The sequence below is a fragment of the Caballeronia sp. S22 genome (assembly GCF_964261745.1).
GTDB lineage: Bacteria > Pseudomonadota > Gammaproteobacteria > Burkholderiales > Burkholderiaceae > Caballeronia > Caballeronia jiangsuensis.
Genome location: NZ_OZ180036.1, coordinates 126,170 through 148,729, shown reverse-complemented (window position 1 = coordinate 148,729; position 22,560 = coordinate 126,170). Strand labels below are relative to the sequence as shown.

Here is a 22,560-nt window from a genome sequence, read left to right as displayed (position 1 = left end):
CGTCATGACCGACTTGTCCGAACCGATCGCCAAGCCCGAGCACGAAGGCGTGCCGATAGCGCCGCCGCTGTGGCTGCTCGCGGAATTGACGTATCGCTGTCCGCTGCATTGCGTGTTCTGCTACAACCCGGTGAACTACGCGGACCACACGCGCGAGCTCGATACCGGTCAATGGATCGACGTATTGCGCCAGGCGCGTGCGTTAGGCGCGGCGCAACTCGGGTTCTCGGGCGGCGAGCCGCTCCTGCGCGACGATCTCGAAACGCTCGTGGGGGAAGCGCGCAAGCTCGGTTTCTATACGAACCTCATCACGTCGGGCATCGGCCTGACGGAGAAGCGCATCAGCGCATTGCAGGATGCCGGACTCGATCACATCCAGCTTTCGTTTCAGGATTCGTCGCAGGAACTGAACGACTTTCTGTCCAGCACGAAGACCTTCGACTACAAGAAGCGCGTCGCGAGTCTCATCAAGGCGTACGGCTTTCCGATGGTGCTGAACTGCGTGCTGCATCGCTATAACTTGCCGCATATCGGACGCATCATCGATATGGCGCTCGCGATGGGCGCCGAATATCTCGAGCTCGCGAACACGCAGTACTACGGGTGGGCGCATGCGAACCGCGCGCAGCTCATGCCGACGAAAGCGCAACTCGACGAAGCCGAGGCGGTGGTCGAGCGCTATCGCAATGAGATCGGCGACAAGTGCAAGATCTTTTTCGTCGTGCCCGACTACTACGAGCGCCGGCCCAAGCGCTGCATGAACGGCTGGGGCTCGGTGTTTCTCGGCATCGCGCCCGATGGCGCCGCGCTGCCCTGCCACACCGCGCGCTCGCTGCCGGGCCTCACGTTTCCGAACGTCACCGAGATGCCGCTCAAGGACATCTGGTACGAGAGCGATGCCTTCAATCGCTTTCGCGGTTTCGGCTGGATGAAAGAGCCGTGCCGCAGTTGCGACGAGAAAGCCATCGACATGGGCGGCTGCCGCTGTCAGGCGTATCTGCTGACGCAAGACCCCGCGAATGCGGACCCGGTGTGCGACAAGTCCCCGCATCACGAGCGCGTGATCGAAGTGGTCCGCGCGGCAACGGCAAGGCAGGAACCGCAGGAGCAACCCATCATGTTCCGCAACGATGCGAACTCGAAACGCATCGCGGCCCTTGCTCGCGATAATGGTTCAGAAGAAGGAGAAGACAAGCCATGATTGCCGATATCTCCGTGCTGCTCGTCGACGATCACGCCGTCGTGCGTGAAGGCTACAAGCGTCTGCTCGAACTGAGTCCCGACGTGAGTGTCGCAGGCGAAGCGGCGGATGCCGCCGAGGCGTATCAGAAGTTTTGCGCGTTGCAGCCCGATGTCGTCGTGATGGACCTCGCGCTGCCCGGCGCGAGCGGCATCGAGGCGATGCGGCGCATGCTGGCGCGCGAGCCGCATGCGCATGTGCTCATCTTCAGCGTGCACGAGGAAGCGATCTTTGTGCGACGCGCGCTCGATGCCGGCGCGCGCGGCTATGTCACGAAGGCGAGCGCGCCCGATGTGCTCGTGGAAGCGGTGCGTTCCGTCGCGCGCCGCGCGTGCTATCTGAGCCCGGATATTTCGCAGGCGCTCGCATTGCGCGCGACGATTCAGGAAGGGCCGCCGGGACGGCAACTATCCGCGCGCGAGTTCGAGGTGCTGCGTCTGCTGGTGCAGGGTTATACGCTGCCGAACATCGCGGAGAAGCTGGGCCTGAGTCAGAAGACGGTCGCGAATCATCAATCGGTGATACGGCAGAAGTTCGGCGCGGACAACGGCGTGCAGCTTGCGCAGATCGCGAATCGCCTGGGCCTTCACTTCGCCGATTTCGCGTCGTCGGCAGCTGCTTCGTTCGGGCCTGAAGTCGGCAACGGCAGCCCCGCCTGAGCCGGCACGCGCGCGCAAAAAAGAAAGCCGCCGCCCGGCTCGCTGGCGATATGAAACTCCCCGCCGAGCGCTTCGACGCGCTCGCGCATGCCGATCAGCCCGAGCCCTTCGCGCGGCTTCGCGAGATCGACGCCCGGCCCGTCGTCGGCCATCGTCACGACGATTTCCTGCGGCGCGCGCGCCAGATAAATCTCCACGCGTGAGCGCCGCGCGAACTTCGACACGTTCGTGAGCCCTTCCTGCACGAGCCGATAAAGCGTGATGTTGAGCGCATCGCTCAGATTGTCGAAGTCGCCTTCGACGGCGAGCGTGAACGTCGCATCGGGCAAACGCTCGCGCCAGCCATCGACGCAATGTTCGAGCGCGGTCGGCAAGCCGAATTCATCGAGCCCGATGGGACGCAGCATGCGGATCATCCCGCCGATCTCGCGATATACATGCGCCGCGCTTTGCATCAGCGACAGCGACAGCCGATGAACCTCCGCCTCGCGCCCCGCCGACAGATCGCGGATGCGCCCGGCATCGAGCGACATCGCGTTGAGATATTGGCCGAGCTCGTCGTGCAGTTCGCGCGCGAGATGACGGCGCTCGGTTTCCTGTGCGGCGAGCGCCTGGCTCGCGAGCCGCCGGTTTTCCGCGAGCAGATGCTCGGCCTCTTCCTCCAGCACGCGCCGCCGGCGCACTTCCGACTGCGCCTCGCGATAGCGCCGCCATGCGAACCACGCGAAGCCGATCGCGAGCACGACGAGCGTCGGCGGCAGTTCGTCGAGCTGGAAGCGCTCGGCGCTGCGCGTCAGTCGAAACGCGTACTCGCTGAAATCGAAGCGTGCGAAGAGCGCGCCGGCGACGAGCGTGACCGCAAGCACGCAGGCCAGATCGCGCCATGCCGGCGAGCGCGGCGCGCGACGGTCTGCGTCTTTCGCGAGAGAGGGCAGGGATTCGGATGGCATCACGGAATGCATTCTACGCACGGGGTCGTCGTGCTGCGGAGTAGCCGGAACGCGATTGGGAGCGCTTCCCTGCAAGATCGGGAAAAGCTCCCGGTCCACGCGTTCATTCTTATGCGACGCTTTCATTGAAAGAAACATTCTCGAAGCGTGGATCGAAAATATAAGAGGAGACGACGATGAGAAGCATGCCGCGCCTGCCCGCGCCCGCGCATCCGTTCAAACCCCGAGCAGGGATGCGGCTCGTATTCGGCGGCGCGTTCGCGAGCATCACGGTGGCTGCGTGGGCGCAAACGCCGCCTTCGGCCGATGCGGCGGAAGCACCGCCAGCAGCTTCGGCAACGCAGGCGCAAACGCCGCCGAATACGGAGCTGCCATCGATCATCGTCGTCGGGACCACGCCGCTCGTCGGCGTCGGCACGCCGCTCGAAAAAGTGCCGGCGAACGTGCAGACCATCAAGGGCTCGGAGATCGAGGCGCAGCATTCGCCCACGATCGGCAATTACCTGGAGAAGAACGTCGTCAGCGTCGATACCAACGACGCACAGGGCAATCCGTGGCAGACCGATATCAACTATCGCGGCTTCACCGCCTCGCCGCTGCTCGGCACGCCGCAGGGTTTGTCGGTGTTCATGGACGGCGTGCGCATCAACGAGCCCTTCGGCGATGTCGTGAACTGGGATCTGATTCCGCAGGCCGCGATCCAGACGATGCAGATCATCCCCGGCTCGAACCCGACCTTCGGCCTGAACACGCTCGGCGGCGCGGTCGCCGTGACGACCAAGAACGGCCGCAGCAATCCGGGCGGCAACGTGGACGTAGGCTTCGGCTCCTTTGGGCGCAAGTACGCGCAAATCGAGCAAGGCGGCGTGATCGGCGATCATCTGGATTACTACTTCACCGCGAACATCACGAACGACAACGGCTGGGCCGATCACAATTCGAGCCGCATCCGCCAGGCGTTCGGCAAGATCCGCTACACCGATGCCGATACGACCATCTCCGTGTCGATGGGCGGCGCGGACAACACGCTGAACGGCTCGCAGACGATCCCGCGCTCGTTCATGGACAATTTCCGTCAGGCCTATACGTTCCCCGACACGAACGAAAACCAGGTCGGCTATCTGACGATCAACGCGGAGCATTACTTCACGCCGAACGTGCAGTTGAGCGGCAACGTGTACTACCGGCACTATCGCAACAAGAACGTGAGTTCGAACGTCAACGACGATTTCGATCCGGACGGCGACGATGCCGACGAACTCACGCAAGCCTTCAACGATCAGTCGGTGATCGTGACGGACAGCTACGGCGCGAGCCTGCAACTCACGCTGCTCAACAATCTGCTAGGCCATGACAATCAATTGATCATCGGCGCGGCGGGCGACTTCGCGAATTCGCACTTCAGCCAGGCCGAGCAGCCGGCCACGTTCGAAGAGAACCGCGCGACCATCGGCACCGGTCCCTTCGTGCCGACCACGGACGCGAAGACGCACAACTCGAATCTGGGCATCTACTTCGAGAACACGTTCTCCTTCAACGAGCAATGGTCGATGACGCTCGCTGGCCGCTACAACTGGGCGAAGGCGACCATCGGCGATGAAAGCGGCGTGCAGCCGCTGCTCGACGGGAATCACACATTCTCGCGCTTCAATCCCGCTGTCGGCTTCAACTGGAATCCGACGCCCTACTTCACCGCCTACGCGACGTACAACGAAGGCATGCGCTCGCCGACCGCCATCGAGCTCGCGTGCGCGGACCCGGCCGCGCCCTGCTCGCTGCCCAACGACTTCATCGCGGACCCGGACCTGAAGCCCGTGATCTCGAAGACGTTCGAAATCGGCGCGCGCGGTCGTATCGGCAGCCATACGCAGTGGAGCGCCGCGGCCTACAGCACGACCCTGACCGACGATATCCAGTTCGTCAGCAGCCAGGGCGCGGCGAGCACGCTCGGGTATTTTCAGAACGTCGGCAAGACGCGTCGGCAAGGCTTCGAACTCGCGGGCCGCACGCAATGGGGGCCGGTGGGCGTCGCGGCGAGCTATAGCTATGTGAACGCGACCTATCGCTCGACGTGGACCGAGAGCAGCGCGAGCAATTCGAGCGCGGACGACAACGGCAACATCACCGTGCATTCGGGCGACCGCATCCCGGGCATTCCGGCGAACACGGTGAAGATGCGCGTGGACTACAACCCCTTCGCGCGCTGGAACATCGGCGCGAATCTCACGTATCGCAGCAACATCTTCGCGCGCGGCGACGAGAACAATCAGGACGTGAACGGCAGCGTCGCGGGCTATTTCCTGATCGACCTCGACACGACCTACAACGTGACCAAGCAACTGCAGGTCTATGCGACGGTGAAGAACCTGTTGAACAAGCGCTACGCGAACTTCGCGATTCTCGGCCAGAACTTCTTCGACGGACCCAATCACACGTTCAACAACGGAGCGACGGTGAACGAGCAGTTCCTCGGCGTGGGCGCGCCGCGCGGCGTGTGGGTGGGAATGCGTTACGCGTGGAAGTGAAAACGAAATGGCCGCACGCGCGGCCATTTCCCCGATGTGAACCACGCATCCGCTCAACGCCCGACGATCGACCCCGCGCTCGGCGGATACGTGACGATGCCCCACGCGAGCGGCAGATCGCCGATCTGCTTGACCTCCTTGTAATCCGATCCGTCGAGCACGTAGACCGCGTTCGAACGCCCGCACGCGAGCAGCAGCTTCGAGCCGTCCGGCGTGAAGCTGAAGTGCCAGCAGCGCTGACCGACCGGCACGTCCTGCACGTGCTCGTAGGTCGAGCCGTCGAACACCTGCAAGGTCTTGTCGCGCGATGCCGCAACCAGGAGCCGCTTGCCCGACGGATCGAACGAGACGCCGTACGGGCCCGTTTTCGTATCGACGGTCTTCACGGTCTTCAGGCTTTTGCCGTCGAGCACGACGAACTTGTTCGCGTTTTCGAGCGTGACGACATATTGCTTGCCGTCCGGCGACGCCTTGATGCCGCGCGGACGCGAGCCCTTGTCGAGCTTCACCGTGCGCACCGGCTTGCCCGTGCCGACGCGATACACCGACACCGTGTCGTCGCCCTCGTTGGTCACGAGCATCAGCTTGCCATCGGGCGAGAACTCGACGCCCTCGGTCTCGTGCCCGCTCTTGACCGAATGCGTGACCTTCATCGTCTTCAGATCGACGATGGCGATTTCGGCGGGCGGCGAGTTGGCGTCGTCATCCTTTTCAGGTTCGCCCGGCTTCGGCGGGCCGCCGCTTTCGCCCGGCTCGTAAGTCACATACGCATAGCCGCCGAACACGCGCACGAACTCCGGGTTCTTGCCGATCTTCACGCGCTGCACGACCTTGCCCGTCGATGTATCGATCTCGGACAGGTCGCTCGTCGCCTTGTTCGCCACGTACAGACGCGTGCCATCCTTGTTCAGCGAAAGGCCGCGCGGGCCGTCCTTGCCGACATCCCAGGTTTTCGAGAGCGAGAGGCTGTCGAGATCGATCACGCCGACTCCGGCGTTCTCGGTCGTCACGTAGGCGGTCGGCGCGGCGGCGTGCGCGAGGCTCGCGGCGAGTGCGAGCGATGGCGCGAGCACCGACGCGCAGGCGATGCGCGCCGCCTTGAATCTGACTTGCATGGTCGTCTCCAGCGGTTTCGTTTGGCTTGTTCGAGTTCACGGGCGCACGCGCGCGGCGCATCGCACGGCGCGCATGCCTGCAAATCCAACTTAGCTTAATCGGCGCTGCCGTGGCAACGGCATCGGCCGGGAGAAATTCCCGAATTCGGCGGGGAAAGCCGCATTGCGGGATTCAGCGCGTCGCGGACGGATCGCTCGCGAGCAGATCGACGAGCGCTTTCGCCCCGCGCTTCCAGGAGAGATCGGTGTTGCCGCGTATGTCGACGGAGCGCTGAAAGAGCATCGCGCCGCTATCCGCATCTTCGACCCGCAGGTTCATGTTGAGAATGAGGTTGCTGATCTTCTGCACCCAGCACACGCCGACGCGCGACGCGCCCAGCTCTTTCGCCACACGCCGTTCGCAGCCGTTGCACGCGTTCATGTCCTGCGTGCTTTTCAGCGACGCGATCAGATCGCTCGCCCGCGCATTGTCGGCGACGCGAAAGAGCGCGCGCTCGCGCAGATCATCGCGCAACGCGCCGCTCACGACCGCGAGTCGCTCGGTCTGAATGCGATCGATCTCCGCGTCGTTGTAGGCGGCGTTGTCGTCGATGAGCGTGCAATCGAGCATCGCGATCGATTGCGGCGCCTGCTGCGCGAGCGCGCCGCTCATGAAGAAGGCAAGCGTGATCGCGAGCATCGCGCGAAACGTGGGGATCATGATCGTGGCCTCGTCGATGTGCCCTTCAACATACCGGTCGATGAAGCAACGATCAAGAGGCCGCGCGCAATGCTTCATCCGCGACGGCGAGCCGCGAAGCCATCATCTTCACGACGAAGCGATGCCATTCCTGCGCGGTCAGCGGATCGTCGAGTTCGAGCTTGCGCAAGGCAGCGAGCGTGAGACGCCGCAGGCGCGCGGGCTCGTCGGCGACGACATCCGCGCTGCGCGGCGCGTTCGTGTACACCGCCATTTCGCCGATGATCGTCCCCGGCCCGAACGAACGCAGCCTCACCGAGCGGCCGTCCGCGAGCGGCAGCGACACGGTCACGCGCCCTTCCTCGACGATATAGAGCGCATCGCCCGCATCGCCGCGGCGAAAGAGCGCCTCGCCCGCGCCGATATCCCACACGTCGAGCAAATCGGCCAGCCCTTGCAGCGCGCGCGCCGTGAAGTGCGGCGCGAGCATCGCCCGAAAATCGCCCGCCGGCACGCGCGGTTCGAGTGCGTGCGTCAGCTTGGCGAGCTGCTGCGCTTCGATCCATTCGAGGCCCGCATCGAGCGTGTCGAACTCGCGGATGCCGAGCGAGAGCGCGCCGGTGCGCTTGAGCAGCGCGCGCGAGTTGTGCGGCAGCGCGGTCAGCACGAGATCGGCACCGATCGCCGCGCACGCCTGACGCAGCTTCACGAATGCGAGCGACACGGAGGCGTCCATGCCGTTGGTCCAGCCGAAATCGAGCACGACATGCCTTACCGGACGCGGCCCATGCGAGCGAATGCGTTCGCGCACGCGTTGCAGCATCGAGTTCGCCGAGCCGAAGAAGAGAAAACCCTGCAGACAGACGCCGCAGATTTCATCGCCGCGATCGATCAGAAAACGCGTCTCCTCGATGCTGCGCTCGACATTCGAGGTGCGCGTGCGGCCGTCGAACTCCATGCGCACGCAACCGGCGCGTCCGTAGAGCAGCGCGAACGTCACGCACGCCGCGACCACGCCCGCGACGACGCCCGCGATCACGCCATAGAACGCGATCACCGCGAGAATCAGCGGCACGAGCAGATATTCGTGCCACGTGAGCTTGCGATACGCGCCGACGAGCCAGTCCATCATGAGCCGCAGGCCCATGTAGATCTGCATGCCGACGAGCACCGGCACCGGAAACAGCGAGACGAGATCGGGCGACGCGATCAGCACGAAGAGGCACGCGAGCGCGGCGAACACGCCCGCCGCGCGGCTCGTCGCGCCGGCGCGCGCATTGAGCATCGAGCGGTTGTACGACTGATAGCCGACCATCCCGCCGAGCAGACCGCTCGCGATGTTCGCGAGGCCCGCGGCGCGCATCTCGCGGTTCAGGTCGATGTCCTGCCCGGTGGCCGCGCCCATCGCGGTCGAGTTCATGATGATCGTGACCGCCGACACCGACGTGACGATGAGCGTCTCGGGCAGATGCGCGACGATCGCATGCCAGTCGATCTCGCCGCGCGCGAGCGATGACGGCAAATGCAGCTCGGGAATGTGCAGCGCGTGCGTCGGCACATGCTGGAGCAGAAGGCCCATGTCGCGCGCATCGTCGGGCGAGATGCCGGCGATGCTCAGCAGCACATAGAAGAGCGCGATGCCGATGGCGAGCGTGATCGGCAATGCCGCCGCGTGCCGCCAGGTGCGGGCGAGGATCGTGGCGAGCGCGCCGACGAAGAGCGCGGGCGCCCACGCGAGCCAGTGCAGTTGCAGGAGCCGCGGCAGCGCGTGCCAGTCGAGCGCGACGCCCGTCAGCACGCGAAACGCGCCCGCGATCAGCAGATAGCCCGTGCCCGCGAGAAAGCCGCCCATCACGGGATAAGGCAGGAATTGCAGCGAGCGGCTGCGTCGGGATGAACCGATCGCGAAGAGAATCAGCCCCGTCACAAGCGAGCACAGCGCGATGGCGACGAGCACCGTCAGCAGAATTTCCGTAGGCGACCCGCCGTTCGCGCGCACGCTGCTCGCGACACCCGCCGCGACGCCGACCAGAAACGCGGTCGCATTGCTGTCCGGCCCGCCGATGTTTATGCGCATCGAGCTCGTCAGCGCGATCACGAACGCGGTGACGATGCAACTCACGAGCGCGGTCGGGACGCCGAGTTCGGCATAACGCGCGAGATCGGCGCTGAAGATGAGCGTGCCGAGGCTCATCGCGTAGCACAGCATCATGAGCGTGGACACGGTGCCGGCGGTGACGTCGCCGACGAGCGCGGCTGCGCGCGGCATGGCGCGCGCGAGAACCGTGCGATGTGTCGTAGCTGGCTTCACGGCGCCTCCCGATGCGGGAAAACGGCAGACGTATACGCGCGAACGCAAAGCGCGCCGAAAAGTATCCGCTGCGCGCGAAGACGCTGTCAAATCTATGTGAGCACGCTTTTCATCTGACGTGAATGACCTTCGCGGTGGATTCATCGCGCCAACTGGAGTAACGTTGATCGACGCGAGCGAACACTACACCAAGGAGGCGATCATGCCTGACGATCCCGCTCAGTGGCACGTTTTCGACTACGAAGGTTTCGAGATTCACGTGCAGCCGCAATTGAAGCCGACGCCCGAACACGCGGCGGCGGGCAAGGCGGATCGTTACGTGTACATCGGACATGTGTGCCGGCCCGGCGCGAATGCGGACATACCTGGCGAAGCGGTGCATTTCCACGCCGACGGCGAAGACGCCTACAAGAGCGCACAGGATGCCGTCGACGATGCGCGGCATATCGGCAAGAGCATCGTCGATGGCACGCATCCCGATCTTTCGGTACTGCCGCTCGTGTCGCATCAGCATCATCCGGGATGACGAACGAAAGCATGGCATCGCCCGACGACGACGCGCACGTCGAAAGCCTGAGCGCGATCACGCTCGCGACGCACGACATGCCGCGCGCGGTGCGCTTCTATGAAGCACTCGGCTTTCGCATCCTGCATGGCGGCGCCAACGACGCCTTCACTTCGTTCGCGCTCGGCAGTTCGTTTCTCAATCTCACCAGCGAAACGCACGGCCCGATTCAGTTCTGGGGCCGCGTGATCATCTACGTGTCCGACGTGGACGCGTTCTACCGGAAAGCGCTGGCGCACGGCATCGAGCCGCAATTCGCGCCGCGCGATGCGCCCTGGAACGAGCGCTATTTCCATCTCACCGATCCCGACGGCCACGAACTGAGCTTCGCGCGTCCGCTCTGATAAATACGCACACGCACAGGCACGACATTCGCTTCAAAGCGAGTGACGGGTAGCGTACGCATCGGCCATTTCATATGACCGATCGCGCACATACCCCGGCATCGCGTTGCACGACGATGAGTTCACGGCGTTACGCGTTTTTCATGAACGGGGCATGGCGGAAGGCGCGTGAAAGTTCGCTGTTGCTATTTCGCAAAAACGGGCACTGCTCTGAATTCAAGGCGTAGAGTTCAAGTGCTTTATGAAGAACGTGATGCGTTGCGGCAGGGTTTTCATGGATTCGGGCTTTAAACATCGGCAGGTTCGGCCGTTAACCCTTCTATGAATGCCGCAGGAGACTGAAATGAAAAACGCGAATGAGCGGTCCCTTCGTTACCAGGTCGAAAAATGGCTCGCTCCGGGCAGCATGCCGGTGCATGTGAGACAGTTCAGCCGCACGCGTGCCGACAGGCGTCGTTATGTGTGCGTCGAAGCGTTGCACGGCGCGGCTGCGAGAGCGCTGTTCTTCTTCCGTCACGATGACGGTCACTGGTGCGTCTATCCGCCGGCGCCGAAGCAAAGCAATATGCGCGGTGAAAGGCTCGCGGCCTGATCTCCCGCGTCGCGCGATCAGAAACGAAGGTTGTTGAGGAACTGAAACCACATCGCGCCGAGCGGATTCGCAGCATCGGCGCTGGCAGGCTCCTTCTCTTCCTTCCTGTTCGTTGCAGATTCTTCCTCTCGTTCCTTGATTTCTTCCCTGGCTTGTCGCGATTCATGCAGCGCAATTGCGCTGTCCGCGATCTGGCGCGCCGCAGGCTCGTCGCACTGCGCACCGAGCAGCACGCCGAACACGACATCGCGGTTATAGCCTTGCGATGCAAAGCGCATCGCTAGCGATACGCGCTCCGCATAGAGCGCCTCGCGTGCCTCGCGCTCCTTCGCCTCACGTGCCTCGCGCTCGGCTTCTTCCTGGCGCACGCGTTCTTCCCAGCGACGCATCTCGTCGGCATAGATGCGGTCGTACACCTCGCGCTGCGCGGGGTCGGACAGAATTCCGTAAGCTTCCTTGATCTCCAGGAATTTCGCGCGGGCGATGTCTTCGTTGCCCACGTTGCGATCGGGGTGGCAGCGCATCGCGGCCTTGCGATACGCGCGCTTGATTTCTTCTTCGGTGGCGTGCTCGTCCACGCCGAGCGTCTGATATAGCGTTGCCATCTTGCCTTCTGAGGACACGGATCGCCGATCATCGTAACACGCTAAAAACGGGGTCCTTTCGCCAGATGCGGCATTGCAACACGAGCGGCTAGCGGCCTGTGATCTTGCCGCCGAGCACGTCGTACATCGCGCGTGCAGGCTTCAGATAGCGGGAGATGTGAAACCGGATATTGACCACCGCCAGCACGAAGATCGCGAGCGTGATCAGCAGATAATCGCGCCGCTCGGGCACGACGTGATAGCGCGTATGCAGCAGCACGAAGACGATCCACACGAACGCCGGCGCATGCAGCGTCCAGTGGCGCTGAGCAAATTGCCACGCGAGGCGGCGCACGTCGCGGCGTGCGGCGCGATCGAGTCCGGCGAGTTCGGGGCGTCGGCTGAAGTAGAAAGGCATGGTCGAATCGATTCTGCGCGTGGCCATCGTCGCGTCATAAATTCCTGCGACGATTGCGCGTTGTCCCGCTTCAGCATACCCGCTCGACCCTTTCCTTACGATGGCGCTTACACTCGACGACATCCGGCATCTCTTCGACAAGCACGGCTCGATCGCCTATAGCGGCGAGCCGGTCACGCAGTTGCAGCACGCGTTGCAGAGCGCCGCGCTGGCCGAAGCGGCGGGCGCGAGCCCCGAGCTGATCGTCGCGGCATTGCTGCACGACCTCGGGCACCTGCTGAATCTGCAAGGCGAGACGCCGAGCGAGCGCGGCATCGACGATCTGCATCAGTACTACGCGCTGCCCTTCCTGCGCCCGCTCTTTTCCGACGCCGTGCTCGAACCGATTCGCCTGCACGTCGATGCGAAGCGCTGCCTGTGCGCGATCGATGCGACGTATCACGCGCGGCTGTCCGCGGACTCAGTGCGCAGCCTGCAACTGCAAGGCGGCGTGTTCGACGATGAAACCGCGCAAGCGTTTCTGGCAAAGCCCTACGCGCACGACGCCATCGCGTTGCGCCGCTGGGACGACGAAGCGAAGGACGCGCATCGCGTGACGCCCACGTTGCCGCATTTCATGGATATGGCCGCGAGCATCGCGCTCAGTTAGCCGCCGAGCCAGCAGGCACGCCCGTTTGCGGATCGCGCTAGACTGTGCGCCATGCAAACCTTCCCATTTGGCGCGCGAGCGAGCCACGCATCGTGAAAGGCGGCAACTTTCGCATCACCGCCGCCGTCGTCGCGAGCGCGCTCTTCATGCAGAACATGGACGGCACGATCGTCGCGACCGCCATCCCGACGATGGCCCGCGATCTCAACGTCGACCCCGTCCATCTCTCCAGCGCGATCACCGCGTATCTTGTCGCGCTGACCGTGTTCATCCCCGCGAGCGGCTGGATCGCCGACCGCTTCGGCGCGCGCCGCGTGTTCATGTGGGCGATTGCAACCTTCACGCTGGCGTCCGTCGCGTGCGCCGCCGCGATGAATCTGCCGCAACTGCTGGCCGCGCGCGTCGTCCAGGGTCTCGGCGGCGCGATGATGGTGCCCGTCGGCCGCCTGATCCTGTTTCGCGGCGTCAAGCGCGAAGAGCTTCTGCTAGCGACGACGTGGCTCACGATGCCCGCGCTCGTCGGCCCCTTGCTCGGGCCGCCGCTCGGCGGCTTTCTCACCGACGCGCTCTCGTGGCGCAGCATCTTCTGGGTCAACGTACCGGTTGGCATCGTCGGACTGTGGCTTACCTGGAAGCTGCTGCCGCCGTCGCCGCCCGAGGATCGGACGTCGCCCGATCTGCGCGGCATGCTGCTGTCCGGGGCATCGCTCAGTCTGTTCATGATCGGCATCGAGAGTGCGGGGCGCGGCGTGCTGCCCGTCGGCGTGCCGTGGATCTGCGTCGCGGTCGGGCTGCTCCTGTTTCGCGTGACGGTGCTGCATTGCCGCCGCATGCCGAATCCCGCCATCGACTTCTCGCTGCTGTCGATTCCGACTTTTCATGCGGCGACGGTCGCGGGCAGCCTGTTTCGCGCCGGTGCGGGCGCGTTGCCCTTTCTCGTGCCGCTCACATTGCAGACCGGCTTCGGCTACAGCGCGACTGCGAGCGGCCTCGTCACGTTCGCGAGCGCGCTCGGCTCCTTCTGCATGCGTCCGATGACGGCGCTCGCGCTACGGCGCTTCTCGGTCCGAACGGTTTTGTGCACGGGCAGCGTCGTGTTCGCGGCCGTGCTGCTCGTCTGCTCGACGATGTCGCAAGCCTGGCCCGCCGTCGCGATCTTCCTGTTGCTTCTGCTCGGCGGACTCGGCCGTTCGCTCAGTTTTGCGACGATGGGCGCGCTCGCCTTCGCCGACGTGCCCAAGGCGCGCCTCGCTGCCGCCACCTCGTTCCAGGGCACCGCGCAGCAGTTGATGAAGGCGATCGGCGTGACGGTCGCGGCCGGCACGATCCAGGCGACGATGCTCGTTTCCGGCAGCGCACACACGGAGCGCTGGCAACTCGCATGCGGATTCATCGTCACGGCGCTCGTCGTGCTGGCCTCGTTGCCGATGTTCGCGCGGCTCTCGAATGACGCGGGCGAAGGCATTTCGGCGCCCTCGGCGAAGCGCGCGGAACGCACGTAATTCATTCCGATTCGCGGGGTGAAACATCATATTTAATACAAGTGCATGATCCACAAGGATTTTTTATCTGGCTATAATGCGGTTCCGCTTTGATCCGTGAGTCCGATGCGCCGTTTCCTTCCTATCTTTGCCGCCCTGACCGTAGCGCTGAGCGCAGCGCAACCCGCGCTCGCGCAGGAAAATCCGGTCGCCGCAAGCGACGCGGCCTCGCAGTCCGTCGCTCAGGCGGACCCGAAGACCGAGCAGGCGAGCCACAAGATTTCGGAAATGCTGACGCGGAAATTCGGCGTGGCGCGGGAGAAGGCGCAGACCATCGCGGCGGCGGTCATGTCGTCGGCGTCGAAATATTCGCTTCCGCCAGCGCTCCTGCTCGCCATCATTTCGATCGAATCGCGCTTCAAGGAAACGGCCAAGGGGCCGAACAATGCGACGGGCCTGATGCAGGTGGTGCCGTCGGCGCACAAGAAGCTCGTGCGCAACGTGGACCTGACGGACCCGGAAGACAACATCGAAACCGGCTCGGCAATCCTGCACGGCTATGTGAAGTCAGCGCAAGGCGATGTCGATGCCGCGCTGAAGAACTATGGCGGATCACGCGCCTACGCCGAAAAGGTCAGCTTGCGCGTCAAAACGTTCGAACCCGCTGCATCCGCGGATGCAGCATCGGCGAGCGGACAGTAAATCTCGTCAAGCTACGCGCGCCTCCGCCAGGCGGATGCCGGTTCCGCGTCTCGATGACGCCACGGCGATCGCACCCGCAAGCGCGCTGACATCGTTTTATATTCAATACGCCTTCTGGTTGCCGGTGCCGTCCGACTTCATGCCGCCGGAATTCATGTTGCCGTTATTCGGCGCGCTGCGCTTCACGGTGCCCTGATCCTGGCTCATGCCGTTGGTCGCATCGTTGCCCATGCCGCTCTTCACGCCGGTGCCGGTCGAACCATCCGCCGCGCCGCCCACGCCAGCGCCGCCCATGCCGACGCCACCGCCCTTGCCGCCCGCCGCCGAGCCCGCACCCGCCGCACCATTGCCGCCTGCGCCCGCCGAGCCGCCTGCGGCGCCGCCACCACCACCCGCTTGCGCGTAGACACCGCCGGACAGACCCAGCACCAGCGCGGAAATCACCAGCTTCTTCGTAGTCGCATTCATTGCAAGTCTCCCTGATTTGCGTATCGGTCGTTGCGCATTGGATGCAACGACCGTGTTCGCATTAGCGCAAGGGACGTGCCGCGCCCGACACTGGATCAATAACCGCAAGGCACATACGCGCCACGGTAGTTGTCGTAGCAGTAGCCGGGCGGCTGCGCCGGTTGTGCATAGACCGGTTGCGCGTACGCGGGTTGTTGATAGACGGGCTGCGCATACGTGGGCTGCGCACTCGCCACCGACGTCACCAGCGCGCCGAGCACCGCGCCGCCGATCAGCGCACCGACGATCGCACCGCCATCCCCGCCGCCGCCACGATGACCGCCGCCGTGTCCGTGCGCCGACGCCTGGCCTGCCACAGTCAAACTACCGATCATCAACAAGACAAGTGCTGCGCGTTTCATGAGCTTCTCCATTTCCCGTTTGGCCGGGTTTATGGAGATCATCTTAAGCAGACGGCTAAGAAATAACTGCAGCAGTTGGTAACCGTGCATTTCAACGATTACAAATAGCGCGTCGGAAAGTCACGTTGGAAGAATTCGATTCGGATGCCGAACTTCTCCAATAACCGTTACAAATGGAATTGGTTTCGTTAAACGGTAACAGCTTTTCTGACGCACTCGGTAACGCGCTTCGACATCCAGAAACGATGCAGCCGCTTTTACCGCACGCGGTTTCATTTGCTAGCCACTGGTTACTGTTTGTCACCAGAACGACGTCAACTGGATCGACGGACGCGGCGTTTTCATCGTCAACGCGGCGCACTGCGTGCCACGTGTCCTCAAAGAAAAGATCAAAGGGAGTTTCAAACCATGAAGAAGATCGTCGCTGCTCTCGCATCCGCCATGCTCGTCACCACCGTATTCGCGCAGACTGCCGCAACCGACGCCGGCAAAGCGCAATTGAAGGCCAACAACGAAAAAGCCGAGGCTCAGGCAACCGCCAACAAGAAGAAGGCCGACGCACAGCACGATGCCGCGAAGGCGCAGGCATCGGCGAACGAGGACAAGGCATCGGCGCAAGCCGACGCCAACAAGGAAGCCGCGAAGGTAGCGCAGGCGACCACGCCGGAACAGGCTTCCGACGCCCGCGGTGATGCCACCAAGGCACAGGCGAAAGCCAACAAGAAGAAGCACGCTGCACAAACCAAGGCCGACAAGAAGAAGCAGGACGCAGCGAAGGATGCCAACGTGGCGCAAGCGAAGGCCGATAAGGAAAAAGTCGAGGCGCAAAGCGACGCTAACAAGACGGCCGCCGATGCGAAGGTGGACGCGGCGAAGAAGTAAGGGAGGCCAGCGTCATCGCATCGCGCACTGGGCATTGCATATCAACCAAACCAGTGCGTTCGATTCAGGCGAGCCTTCGGGCTCGCCTTTTTGCATTTCCTTTGGTCCAACTTTTTGCGTGCGACTAAAGGAAATGCTCTACTTGCCGATATCGACGAGCGGCTTATCATTCGTGAATTAAAAGAACACGAACGGAGACGCCCCACATGCGCACGCTGACCGATCAGTTGTCGCAATACGCCGAATATCATCGCGACAGGCGCAACATCGCCACGCACTTCATCGGCATTCCGCTCATCGTGCTCGCGATCGCCGCGCTGCTGAGCCGTCCCGCATGGCCCGTGTTGTCGGGCGCGTTTCTGCTCACGCCTGCGTGGGTGCTGTTCGCGCTCGCCACGCTCTACTATCTCTGGCTCGATGTGCCGCTCGGCATCGGCATGGGTATCGTGTCCGCGTTGAGCGCGGCGTTCGGGCAGTGGGCCGCGTCGCAAAGTACATGGAGCTGGCTCGCGATCGGCATCGGCATGTTCGTGATCGGCTGGGCGTTTCAGTTCGTCGGGCATGTGCGCTATGAACATCGCAAGCCGGCTTTCGTCGACGATATCATCGGCTTGTTGATCGGGCCGCTCTTCATACTCGTCGAGCTGATGTTCGGCCTCGGCCTCATGCGCGATCTGCACGATGCCATCGAAACGCGCGCCGCGCGTTGATCAGTCCACGCGCTCGATTTCCTCCGCGACGGTTTCATGCTCGACGCTCGCGTGGTGCTCGCTCATCAGCAATGTCCGCTTGTGCGACCGCTCGCGCATCAGCAGACGCGCGCTGTGCACGCCGGTCAGCACGACGGCGATCCAGATCGGCACATAAGTACCGAGCTGCCGCGCCGAAAACGGCTCGCCGAGCAACAGGACAGCGACGCCGACGAGCAGCACCGGTTCCACGTAGCCGAGAATGCCGAAGAGCGCGATCGGCAGATGACGGCTCGCGCGCAGGTACGACGCGAGCGCAATCGTGCTCAACGCGCCGAGTCCGGGCAAAAGCAGCAGCCCGAGACGCGGCTCGCCCGCGACATCCGCGAACGAGCCGCGCACGATCAGCATGATCGCGGCGACGGGCGCGATCAGCATGATTTCGACGGCGAACGACACGAGCGGATCGGCATTGAGCCGGCGGCGCAACACGAAGTAAGGCGGATAGCCGAGCATCACGACGAGCGTCGGCCACGCGAACGCATGCGTGATCACCAGCTCATGCGCGACGCCCACGGCCGCCGCGGCGACGCCCGCCCACTGGAAGCCGTCGAGACGCTCGCCGTAGTGAAAGCGGCCGAGCAGCACCATCGCGAGAGGCAGAAGAAAATAGCCGAGCGATACTTCGAGCGCGCGACCGTGCAGCGGCGCCCAGAGAAAGATCCACAACTGCACGCCGAGCAGCGCGGCGGCAATAGCGAACGCCACCAGCAGTTGCGGCGTTTTGGCGAGCCTCGCGACGAGCGCGCATAATTGCGGCCAGCGCTTGCGCAGCGCAACGAGCGCGAGCGCGCCCGGCAATGTCCACACGATTCGCCACGCGAAGATGTCGAGCCCGTCGAGGGGCGCGAGCCATTTCGTATAGCCGGACATGAGCGCGAAGAGCGCGGAAGCGGCAACGGACAGCGCGATGCCGCGCCCCAGGTCATGCTGATTCATCGAAAGAGGCGCTGCGCGCTGAAGGTGACTGCAAGCCGAACGAAACGTGAACGCGCATTCTAACGGTGCACGCGCGCAATTTTCAAAACCCGCTTCAATCGAAATTCCCGGACGTGCCCGCTTTTTGCTTCCTTCATGCTTCGCATTTCCGCATGAACTCCGCTGCCTGATCGCTGTCACTTGCGGTTGTCTTTAGCCGGTCACGATGATCGGCGACCCTTGTCGGTCCGGCATTTGCCGGTCCGGTCCCGAAGTCCGGGCGGCGCCGCGTACGAACATCCGCCGCTCACGTCATTGCATCCGCAGCAACACGCGCCGTGCCGTCATGTTCCACGATGGCACGCGAAGAAAACGCCGCATCGATGGAGACGTCATGACTCAACCTGCCCTGTCGCCCCGCTTTTCCAACGCCTTCGCAGAGGCCGTGTACGTAGGACTCAGCAAGCGTCCGCAAAAAGAACTGCCTTCGATGTATCTGTATGACGAAGTCGGCTCGGCCCTCTTCGAAGTGATCACCGCGCTGCCCGAATACGGCGTGACGCGCGCCGAAGAACGCGTGCTGAAGGCTCACGCGGCAGACATCGTCGCGGCCATGCCGGGCGATATCCAGGTCGCCGAACTGGGCAGCGGCAGCGGCCGCAAGACGCGCCTCATTCTGGAGGCGCTGTGTAAAAAGCAGCCCACCGCTTACCATCCGATTGAAATTTCTCGCACCGCCTTGCAGTTGTGCCGGCGCGAACTGAGCGATATCGAGCGCGTGTCGATCGTCGGGCACGAGCGCGATTACCTCGCGGGATTGTCCGAAGTCAGCGCGAAGCGCAAGGACGGCGAAAGGCTGCTCGTGCTGTTTCTCGGCAGCACCATCGGCAACTTCGCGCGGCTCGCGGCGACGAAGTTCCTGCGCTCGATCCGCGGCATGCTCCAGCCCGGCGACGCGCTCTTGCTCGGCACCGATCTCATCAAGCCGCTGCCGGTGCTCGTCGCCGCGTACGACGATCCGATCGGCGTCACGGCCGCGTTCAATCTGAACATGCTCGCGCGGATCAATCGCGAACTCTCCGGCGACTTCCCGCTCGATGCCTTCGAGCACGTCGCGCGCTTCAACCCGGATGCGCGCAGCATCGAAATGCATCTGCGCGCGAAGCGTGCGCTGTCCGTGCGCGTGCGCGGCGCGGATCTGCGCGTCGAGTTCCGCGAAGGCGAGACGATCTGGACGGAAAGCAGCCACAAATATGCGGCCGATGAAGTCGCGCCGATCGCCGCCGATGCGGGCTTCGAATGCACGCATCAGTGGCGCGACGAGCAATGGCAGTTCGCGGAAAGCCTGCTGGTCGCGAAGTGATTCAGTGCTGCTCGAAGCGCTCGTAACGTTTTTCGATGTGGCGCTCTTCGCTGTGGAAATCGGTGACGCGGGCATGCGGCGGCCCGCGTCGCAGCCATTCGAGCATCAGATCGACCTGATTGGCCGCGCCCTGCACGATCGCTTCGACGGAGCCGTCGTCGAGATTGGCGACCCAGCCGCGCACGCCGAGCGCATGCGCCTTTCTGACCGTGTAATGCCTGAAGCCGACGCCCTGCACGACGCCGCGCACCCGCACGTAATAGGTTTCGATTCTCGTATCCAGATCCGGGCCTGGCATCGTGCTCACTCCTTTCAGATGTCGATACGCCGCATTGTAGCCACGCTCGTCAACTCAGACGGAAAGGCTGCGCCATGTCCGCGCGCTCGCCCGAACGCGGATGCGGCACGCGCGGCAGCGTCACTACGAACACCGTGCCGGATTCGGCGGTGGAGTGCGCCTTGACATCGCCGCCGTGCATCTGCGCGATCTCGCGCGTGATGTAGAGCCCGAGACCGAGACCGCTCGATTCGTGCTGGCGCCGGCCCGAGCGATACGGCGCGAAGATCGTCGGCAGGACGTCGGCGGGAATTTCGCCCGCATTCTGCACGGTGATGATCACGTCGTCGGCGTTGCCGTCGAGGCGCACCTGAATCGCCGAGCCTTCGAGACCGTGTTGCAGCGCGTTGCCGATGAGATTCGAAAACACTTGCGAGAGCAGATCGCCGTCGCCCTGCAAAAGCGTATCGCCCTGACGCAGCACGAAGATGCGCCCTTCGCCGACCCGCGCCTCGTATTCGTCGACGATATTCTTCGCGAGCGTCATCAACTCCACCGCGCGCGGCTGCAAGGTCACGCGTCCGCCGCGCAGACGCGCGAGGTTCAGCAACTGATCGATCATGCGCACCATGCGCATGCCGCTCGACTTGATGCGCGTGCCGATATTCGCGACGTTCTCGTCCGGCACGAAGCGCGCGAGATATTCCGCCGACGCGATCACCGCCGAGAGCGGCGTGCGCAGATCGTGGCCGAGCACGGCCATCAGCATCTCGTTCGCATCGAGCAGTTGCTGCACGGTCGCGAGTTGCGTCGCGAGCTGCTGCTTCTGGCGCTCCATCTGGATGAACACATCGACCTTCGAATTGAGGATGCGCGAATCGAAGGGCTTGTAGAGAAAGTCCACCGCGCCCGCTTCATAGCCGCGGAAGGTGCGGCTCGCGTCCTGCGCCGTCGCCGTGAGGAAGATGATCGGCACATGCGCGGTGCGCGGGCTGCCGCGCATCAGCTCGGCGAGTTCGAACCCGTCCATGCCGGGCATGTTGACGTCGAGAATGGCGAGCGCGACTTCGTGCTTGAGCAGAAGCTCGAGCGCGGCCGGTCCCGATTCGGCTTTCAGCACCGACAGATCCGGCCGCGCGAGCGACGCTTCGAGCGCGGTGATGTTGTTGCGGATGTCGTCGACGATCAGCACGTGGATGGGTTGCGTCATCTGGTGACTCCTTGCCTTGCTTCCTTCATTGCCTGTAGCCGATGCACTGCGTGAGCCGCATCGCCATGTGATCCAGCGTGAGCACTTCGTTCACCGCGCCTTGCGCGATGGCCGCGAGCGGCATCGCGGGCGCGCTCGCCGTCGCCGGGTCCTGCGCCCAGCATGCGCCGCCCGCATCGCGGATCGCGCGTGCGCCGCGCGCACCGTCGTCGTTCGCGCCGGACAGCACGATGCCGAGCAGCCGCTCGCCATACGCATGCGCCGCCGATTCGAACAGCACGTCCACCGACGGCCGCGAAAAGCGCACGGGCGGATCGACGGACAGCGCGATCGCCGGCGCCGCGCCGCCCTCCGCCTCGACGAGCATGTGATAGCCCGGCGGCGCGAAATACACGGTGCCCGGCGCGATTTCGTCCTTGTCGAAAGGCTCCACGATGGCCATCTCGCAGCGCGTCGCGAACAATCCGGGCAGGAGGCTCGGCTGCCCCTGACGCACATGCACCACGACGAGCACCGGCGGCGCGAACGCCTTCGGCAACGCGGGCAGCAAGTGATTGAGCGCCTCGACGCCGCCCGCCGATGCGCCGATCACGACTGCCCCGATGCGGTTCGCGTCGATCATCGTCACACCTTCTGATAAAGCCGCTCGCGCGGATTGAAGTCCGCGAAACGGTCTGCGTACGTGGAAAAGCGCAGGCTCTCCTTGCTGCCGAGACCGAGAAACCCGCGCCGCACGAGCGAATCGCTGAAGAGGCCGAGCGCGCGATCCTGCAGTGCGCGATCGAAATAGATCAGCACATTGCGGCACGACACCAGATGCGCTTCGAGAAACACGCTGTCCGTCGCGAGACTATGATCCGCGAACACGACGCGCGACTTGAGCGTCTGCGAGAACTTCGCCGCGCCATACGCCGCGTGATAATAGTCCGACAGCGAACGCTTGCCGCCCGCCGCCAGATAGTTCTGGCTGAAGCCCGCCATGCGCTCCAGCGGATAAATGCCGCTTTCCGCCTGACGCAATGCTTCGGCGTTGATGTCGGTCGCGTAGAACACGGTGCGGTCCGCGATCTTCTCCTCCGCGAACAGCACCGCGAGCGACCACAGCTCCTCGCCGCTGCTGCATCCCGCGACCCACACCTTGATCGACGGATACGTCTGCAGAATCGGCACCACCTGCTCGCGGATCGCGCGAAAATACTGCGGGTCGCGGAACATCTCGCTCACCTGCACCGTGAGGTACTGAAAGAGCCGCGCGAACAAAGCCGGGTCGCGCAGAATGCGCTCCTGAAGATGCGACAGCGTCGGCACACCGAAATCGTGCACCGCCTGCGCGAGTCTGCGCCTCAGCGAACTCACGGAGTAATGCCGGAAGTCGTGCTGATAGCGCAGGTAGATCGCTTCCAGAATCAGCTTCAGTTCGATGTCGAACGTCGCTTCTTCGTCGTGCCGGCCGTCATTCATCTGAGAGATGGGTCCGT

The 22,560-nt window shown here is 63.8% G+C and carries 25 protein-coding genes; 12 read left to right on the top strand and 13 right to left on the bottom strand.

Annotated features, from left to right (window positions below; genetic code table 11):
• Positions 1-4 precede the first annotated feature (4 nt).
• Positions 5-1,201 carry a pyrroloquinoline quinone biosynthesis protein PqqE gene (gene pqqE / locus ACEN42_RS15770; protein WP_187605329.1) on the top strand — a complete coding sequence of 399 codons (1,197 nt, stop codon included), beginning with the start codon at positions 5-7 and terminating at the stop codon, positions 1,199-1,201.
• Positions 1,198-1,899 (top strand): response regulator transcription factor, encoded by a 702-nt coding sequence (locus ACEN42_RS15765; RefSeq protein WP_187605330.1) that lies wholly within the window; start codon positions 1,198-1,200, stop codon positions 1,897-1,899. Before pqqE ends, ACEN42_RS15765 begins: the two co-directional genes overlap by 4 nt.
• Here ACEN42_RS15765 and ACEN42_RS15760 read toward each other — a convergent pair.
• Entirely contained in the window at positions 1,827-2,849 is a 1,023-nt protein-coding gene (locus tag ACEN42_RS15760) for an ATP-binding protein (RefSeq protein WP_371881771.1), read from the bottom strand. The two genes, ACEN42_RS15765 and ACEN42_RS15760, sit on opposite strands and share 73 nt — an antisense overlap.
• 176 nt (positions 2,850-3,025) lie before the next feature.
• Here ACEN42_RS15760 and ACEN42_RS15755 point away from each other — a divergent pair, with 176 nt between their 5' ends.
• Positions 3,026-5,374: a TonB-dependent receptor gene (locus tag ACEN42_RS15755; protein WP_371881770.1), complete on the top strand. Its 2,349-nt coding sequence runs from the start codon at positions 3,026-3,028 to the stop codon at positions 5,372-5,374.
• Positions 5,375-5,427: 53 nt separating this feature from the next.
• Here the strand turns inward: ACEN42_RS15755 and ACEN42_RS15750 are convergent, their stop codons facing one another.
• The 3 genes from ACEN42_RS15750 to ACEN42_RS15740 form a co-directional block, all read right to left on the bottom strand.
• Entirely contained in the window at positions 5,428-6,489 is a 1,062-nt protein-coding gene (locus tag ACEN42_RS15750; RefSeq protein ID WP_371881769.1) for a beta-propeller fold lactonase family protein, read from the bottom strand.
• Between the two features lie 172 nt (positions 6,490-6,661).
• Complete coding sequence (locus tag ACEN42_RS15745) at positions 6,662-7,189, bottom strand: DUF3280 domain-containing protein (protein WP_238218210.1); 528 nt, start codon at positions 7,187-7,189, stop codon at positions 6,662-6,664.
• A gap of 52 nt (positions 7,190-7,241) precedes the next feature.
• A complete protein-coding gene (locus tag ACEN42_RS15740) occupies positions 7,242-9,437 on the bottom strand; it encodes a SulP family inorganic anion transporter (protein ID WP_371882289.1) in 2,196 nt (731 codons plus the stop codon).
• A 244-nt stretch (positions 9,438-9,681) separates the two neighbouring features.
• Between ACEN42_RS15740 and ACEN42_RS15735 the strand changes: the two genes are divergently transcribed.
• From ACEN42_RS15735 to ACEN42_RS15725, 3 genes are all read left to right on the top strand, one after another.
• Positions 9,682-10,005, top strand: coding sequence for a hypothetical protein (locus ACEN42_RS15735; RefSeq protein ID WP_187605335.1), 324 nt, complete (start codon positions 9,682-9,684; stop codon positions 10,003-10,005).
• An 11-nt stretch (positions 10,006-10,016) separates the two neighbouring features.
• The gene (locus ACEN42_RS15730) at positions 10,017-10,388 is read left to right on the top strand and encodes a VOC family protein (protein WP_371881768.1); all 372 of its coding nucleotides are present in this window, start codon (positions 10,017-10,019) and stop codon (positions 10,386-10,388) included.
• Between the two features lie 343 nt (positions 10,389-10,731).
• The gene (locus ACEN42_RS15725) at positions 10,732-10,980 is read left to right on the top strand and encodes a hypothetical protein (protein WP_187605337.1); all 249 of its coding nucleotides are present in this window, start codon (positions 10,732-10,734) and stop codon (positions 10,978-10,980) included.
• A 17-nt stretch (positions 10,981-10,997) separates the two neighbouring features.
• Here the strand turns inward: ACEN42_RS15725 and ACEN42_RS15720 are convergent, their stop codons facing one another.
• Both ACEN42_RS15720 and ACEN42_RS15715 read right to left on the bottom strand, forming a co-directional pair.
• A complete protein-coding gene (locus ACEN42_RS15720; RefSeq protein WP_371881767.1) occupies positions 10,998-11,585 on the bottom strand; it encodes a J domain-containing protein in 588 nt (195 codons plus the stop codon).
• An 88-nt stretch (positions 11,586-11,673) separates the two neighbouring features.
• On the bottom strand, positions 11,674-12,009 hold the full coding sequence (locus ACEN42_RS15715) for a hypothetical protein (RefSeq protein ID WP_371881766.1): 336 nt from the start codon (positions 12,007-12,009) through the stop codon (positions 11,674-11,676).
• A 73-nt stretch (positions 12,010-12,082) separates the two neighbouring features.
• Between ACEN42_RS15715 and ACEN42_RS15710 the strand changes: the two genes are divergently transcribed.
• From ACEN42_RS15710 to ACEN42_RS15700, 3 genes are all read left to right on the top strand, one after another.
• Positions 12,083-12,631, top strand: a complete 549-nt coding sequence (locus ACEN42_RS15710) for a phosphonate degradation HD-domain oxygenase (RefSeq protein ID WP_371881765.1) — start codon at positions 12,083-12,085, stop codon at positions 12,629-12,631.
• A 92-nt stretch (positions 12,632-12,723) separates the two neighbouring features.
• Positions 12,724-14,133, top strand: coding sequence for a DHA2 family efflux MFS transporter permease subunit (locus tag ACEN42_RS15705; protein ID WP_371881764.1), 1,410 nt, complete (start codon positions 12,724-12,726; stop codon positions 14,131-14,133).
• A 105-nt stretch (positions 14,134-14,238) separates the two neighbouring features.
• Positions 14,239-14,814 carry a transglycosylase SLT domain-containing protein gene (locus tag ACEN42_RS15700; RefSeq protein WP_371881763.1) on the top strand — a complete coding sequence of 192 codons (576 nt, stop codon included), beginning with the start codon at positions 14,239-14,241 and terminating at the stop codon, positions 14,812-14,814.
• Between the two features lie 102 nt (positions 14,815-14,916).
• Here ACEN42_RS15700 and ACEN42_RS15695 read toward each other — a convergent pair whose 3' ends face one another.
• Together ACEN42_RS15695 and ACEN42_RS15690 are read right to left on the bottom strand one after the other, a co-directional pair.
• A complete protein-coding gene (locus ACEN42_RS15695) occupies positions 14,917-15,282 on the bottom strand; it encodes a hypothetical protein (RefSeq protein ID WP_371881762.1) in 366 nt (121 codons plus the stop codon).
• A 95-nt stretch (positions 15,283-15,377) separates the two neighbouring features.
• Complete coding sequence (locus ACEN42_RS15690) at positions 15,378-15,683, bottom strand: hypothetical protein (protein ID WP_035506984.1); 306 nt, start codon at positions 15,681-15,683, stop codon at positions 15,378-15,380.
• 408 nt (positions 15,684-16,091) lie between these two features.
• Between ACEN42_RS15690 and ACEN42_RS15685 the strand changes: the two genes are divergently transcribed.
• On the top strand, positions 16,092-16,565 hold the full coding sequence (locus tag ACEN42_RS15685; protein WP_035506862.1) for a hypothetical protein: 474 nt from the start codon (positions 16,092-16,094) through the stop codon (positions 16,563-16,565).
• Positions 16,566-16,771: 206 nt separating this feature from the next.
• Positions 16,772-17,275, top strand: coding sequence for a DUF962 domain-containing protein (locus ACEN42_RS15680; RefSeq protein ID WP_371881761.1), 504 nt, complete (start codon positions 16,772-16,774; stop codon positions 17,273-17,275).
• Here the strand turns inward: ACEN42_RS15680 and rarD are convergent, their stop codons facing one another.
• Positions 17,276-18,253, bottom strand: coding sequence for an EamA family transporter RarD (gene rarD / locus ACEN42_RS15675; protein WP_371881760.1), 978 nt, complete (start codon positions 18,251-18,253; stop codon positions 17,276-17,278).
• Positions 18,254-18,626: 373 nt separating this feature from the next.
• Between rarD and egtD the strand changes: the two genes are divergently transcribed.
• Positions 18,627-19,595, top strand: a complete 969-nt coding sequence (gene egtD / locus ACEN42_RS15670; RefSeq protein ID WP_371881759.1) for an L-histidine N(alpha)-methyltransferase — start codon at positions 18,627-18,629, stop codon at positions 19,593-19,595.
• Between the two features lies 1 nt (position 19,596).
• On the opposite strand, the gene ACEN42_RS15665 is transcribed toward egtD, so the two are convergent.
• The 4 genes from ACEN42_RS15665 to ACEN42_RS15650 are packed head-to-tail and all read right to left on the bottom strand — an operon-like array spanning position 19,597 to position 22,543.
• Positions 19,597-19,893 (bottom strand): acylphosphatase, encoded by a 297-nt coding sequence (locus ACEN42_RS15665; RefSeq protein WP_035506870.1) that lies wholly within the window; start codon positions 19,891-19,893, stop codon positions 19,597-19,599.
• 49 nt (positions 19,894-19,942) lie between these two features.
• The gene (locus ACEN42_RS15660; protein ID WP_371881758.1) at positions 19,943-21,082 is read right to left on the bottom strand and encodes an ATP-binding protein; all 1,140 of its coding nucleotides are present in this window, start codon (positions 21,080-21,082) and stop codon (positions 19,943-19,945) included.
• 25 nt (positions 21,083-21,107) lie between these two features.
• Positions 21,108-21,704, bottom strand: coding sequence for a chemotaxis protein CheB (locus tag ACEN42_RS15655; RefSeq protein ID WP_250485159.1), 597 nt, complete (start codon positions 21,702-21,704; stop codon positions 21,108-21,110).
• A gap of 2 nt (positions 21,705-21,706) precedes the next feature.
• Entirely contained in the window at positions 21,707-22,543 is an 837-nt protein-coding gene (locus ACEN42_RS15650) for a protein-glutamate O-methyltransferase CheR (protein ID WP_187605349.1), read from the bottom strand.
• Between the last annotated feature and the right edge of the window lie 17 nt (positions 22,544-22,560).